3 protein-coding genes are annotated in these 4068 nt (G+C 43.6%); all 3 read left to right on the plus strand.

The window, feature by feature from the left end:
* The coding region (locus tag ACWB0I_RS03795; RefSeq protein ID WP_479386707.1) for a hypothetical protein at positions 1-337 on the plus strand (337 nt) is incomplete at its 5' end.
* Positions 338-535: 198 nt separating this feature from the next.
* A complete protein-coding gene (locus ACWB0I_RS03800; protein WP_479386708.1) occupies positions 536-3736 on the plus strand; it encodes a hypothetical protein in 3201 nt (1066 codons plus the stop codon).
* 106 nt (positions 3737-3842) lie between these two features.
* A partial coding sequence (locus ACWB0I_RS03805; RefSeq protein WP_479386709.1) for a hypothetical protein occupies positions 3843-4068 on the plus strand: 226 nt, incomplete at its 3' end.

Consider the following 4068-nt stretch of genomic DNA (forward strand, 5'->3'; position numbering starts at 1 on the left):
GGAATTGATGAAGAAGGATGTGGAAAAGATCAACGTCTTTCCCAATCCCTATTACGCAGCCAGCCCTCTGGAGCCGGATCGATTTACGCACTTTGTGACCTTTAACCATCTGCCGCCACATGCAGTGATTCGCATTTTTACTCTGGGCGGCGCTCTGGTGCGCAAATTGGAGAAGAACGATCCTACGCAGTTTTATCGCTGGGATTTACTCAATGAAAAAGGCTGGCGTGTGGCCAGCGGGCTGTACATTATTCATATTGACATGCCGGAATTAAAGAAGCAAAAGATATTGAAACTGATGGTTGTAACCGGCGAGGAGGTGCTGGATACAATGTAACTCAAGCTTTAGCTTGAGCCTTGAAAACTTGATTTAGAATTTTTAAATTTTAAAAGCAATGGATTTTCACGTGAGGGCCTTCCAATGAAACCGTTCCGTTTATTAATAATCCCGGTTATTCTATTTTTGTGTTTTCCCCCATTAGTCAGGTCACAAAAATTAAGCAAAAACGTTCAAACTTCAACCTGGAAGCAAACCTTGCTCGATGTCGGAAACTGGCGCTATTATATGACCGCTGGAGAAAAAGGTATCTATGCTCCGGCCTCAGGGGCTTTGGGTTATTATCCAATCGATGGTACGAATGTCATCTACAAAGATGGCCTACTATGGGCGGGATGGTTAAAAGACCCAAACACCGGAAATCGGATTGAGTATCTGCCGTTAAGAGCCGGGGGCATTTTCTTTCGCACGTCAATCCAACCCGGTTGGATTAATGAGGATGGCAGAGCGGCCCAATTTGAGAATTCGCAGACCTGGCTTTATCGTTTTACGAATACGAATAAGGTTGTGGGGACAGATTTTTTTAAATACGATGCCTCTTATCTCCTGCAAATCCCTGTAGATCAGATTACAGATGAAGATGTGGCGAAGATTTCAGATATCGAAGGGAAGGATGCCATGAACTGGCCGGTACAGCTGGGCGCTCCCTTTATCGATGTGGATGGAGATGGATATTACGCTTTTGGAATTGATCAACCCGGCTTTGCTCGAAGCGATCAAATCATCTGGGGCGTATTCAATGATCTTGATACCGCAACCGTTGAATTCGCTACAGGCAGCTGTCCTATTGGATTAGAAATTAAAATCACTGCCTGGACGTATGCGGGCCAATTTAGTCCGGGTAGTCAGGTCATATTTAAACGATATCAATTGATTAATAAATCGGATTATTTGTTGGATTCGCTCTTCATTGGCATCTGGCTGGATGCAGATATTGGCAATTACAGCGATGATCTGGCTGGATGTGATTCTACCCGAGATTTTTTTTACGCTTACAATGGCAACTGGACGGATGAAAAGAGCAGTGCGCTCGGGCTGGCTCCTCCGGCGGTTGGCCTTAAAGTTTTACAAGGTCCAATCGTTTATACAGGAAATTTACAGGATACAGCTCTTTTCCATAAGCAATGGAAAACGGGCTATAAAAACTTAGGGCTTTATGCTTTTAATTCCATGGCCATTCCATTTATTGACATTAATCCTCCAGGCGGTAGCTACCTGACCACTCTTTCGATTTATAATATCTTAAGGGGCTACAAACCAGGATATGATATCCATCATCCGGAGCCCTTTGTTGTTGGTTATGGAAGTAATAAGGGCCGGGTAACCCGTTTTCCGCTACATGGTAATCCACTGACCGGAAGCGGCGATCTGGACGGAAAAGGAGATAATCCAAAACCAGGCGACCGTAGAATAGCAGGCAGCTTTGGGCCCTTAACCATGCCCCCCGGTGAAGAACAGGAGATTATCTTTGCCATTATCGGAGGTCAGGGCAGTAACCGCTTATTATCATTAGCTGAAGTAGAGAAGTTGTTGCCCTTTATTGAACTGTTTTACAAGGCAGCATTTAAAGACATCCCACGAGCTCCTGAAACACCAGAGGCAAAAGCCACACCGTTAGGGGAAAAAATCGTTTTGAATTGGGGCATAGATGAAAAAAGAGTTGAACAAATTGAAAAAGAGGCACATGCCGGATATCACTTTGAAGGCTACAATGTGTATCAGTTACGCCTCGAATATAGTCAGGAAGGATCTAATATTGGTACTGTGAAAAAAATTGAAAAAAAGAAAATTGCAACTTTTGATGTAATAAATGGTGTTACCAGGATTGAATCGCGTTATTATGATCCACACGTTGAAGGCAGTGTGTTTGGTACGGTACAGAAGGGCAGAGATTCGGGCATAAAAAGACACTTAGTTGTCGACTGGGATTACATCAATGATTGCCCGCTCTACAGGGGAACAACCTATTATTATCAGATTACAGCATACAACTACAACCCGGACATAGCCGAGTACAGTACATTTGAGTCCGAAGGAAAGATTTTGCAAGTCGTTTTACAGAATACAAAACCTGGAAGCCGATACCTTGCGGCCGTTGAAGATACGATCCCTTATCAAAAGATTGGCTCCAGTGATGTTCGTTGTACTGTAACGGTCGTTGATCCCACTGAGCTCACCAGTCATGATTATGAGATTCGTTTTCAGTTTGATCGGGATACAACTTCGGCAACTTATGGCGAACTGCTCTGGGATCTTTGGGATTTGACATTAAATGCAGAAATTTTAAGTAAACAAAAAGTATTTACGCAGGAAGAATTTGAGCACAACGACGGTGTGTCTGCGGATGGATTGCAAATTAAAATTGCAGTTCCCCCTAAAAATCGCCTTAAACAAATTTATCAATATGCGGATTCTTACGGTCCCATTGAAAGGGAGACGCAATTTATTGGTACTGATGACCTTTATGAAAATGTCTGGCATAGTTTGACTTCGCCGCGTGATCCTTATCGCTTTTATTTAAGTTCTGGCCTTGGAGAGGAATGGTTAACCTTGAACTTATTACCAATTTTTAGGAATCATGATTTTGAAATGCGTTTTACTGAGGATGGGAGCCTGTTTTACTGGTATTATGATTCTATTCAGGCGACCGGTCATGTGCCTTTCGAATTCTGGGATGTGGGCCCAGGTACGTATCAGGATTCTACCGATGATGTGCGTTTAATAGCTTTGGGTTATTCCGATGGCCATACGCCTGGAATCTTTGATTATGGCCAGCCCGATCCTACTTTTGGTTTCCCGGCTACTGACTGGATTTATGTGCGCTATCCCTTAAATGCAGATGGGAGTTATGAAGCTTTTGTTCAGGATGTGCTCAGCGGTGCTCCAACACTCAAGTGGTTCGAAAATAGCGCTCCGGTGTTTGACGCGTTAACCATTTGTGATTTTGGCCCCTCCGAACAATTACCCCTGACCAATGTGGTTTTTCGCTTTATTACTCCAAAATATCCGGATGAAAATTTTAAGATTATGTTCACGGCACCAGGCAAAATTGAAAACGATCCGGAATTGATGAAGAAGGATGTGGAAAAGATCAACGTCTTTCCCAATCCCTATTACGCAGCCAGCCCTCTGGAGCCGGATCGATTTACGCACTTTGTGACCTTTAACCATTTGCCGCCACACGCAGTGATTCGTATTTTTACTCTGGGCGGCGCTCTGGTGCGCAAATTGGAAAAGAACGATCCTTCCCAGTTCTATCGCTGGGATTTACTCAATGAAAAAGGCTGGCGTGTGGCCAGCGGGCTGTACATTATTCACATTGACATGCCGGAATTAAAGAAACAAAAAATATTGAAACTGATGGTCATAACCGGCGAGGAGGTGCTGGAAACATTGTAACTCAAGCTTTAGCCTGGCGCTGTGGTCGTAACTCAAGCTTTAGCTTGATACGTTGTCATTGCCTACAACATGATTGCTTACATATTAAGAGGGAGAAGGATTCCTGATGAATAAACCAAAAAATTTTCAAAAAAAGTTAATCTTCCATTTGCTCCTGATGTGTATCTGCACTTCAATGGCCATTAGTGCTGTGGCAAAAGAGAATATTGGCTCGCCCCCAAAGATGTTAGACAATACTCAGCCGTTAAAAACCAGTGCTGTTCTAACGGTCAATCAATGGACATTCTGGGCAGATTACCGGGGATTGCTGGCCCACAATCCCTTTTCTGGTA

It is taken from the genome of Caldithrix sp., assembly GCF_056497305.1.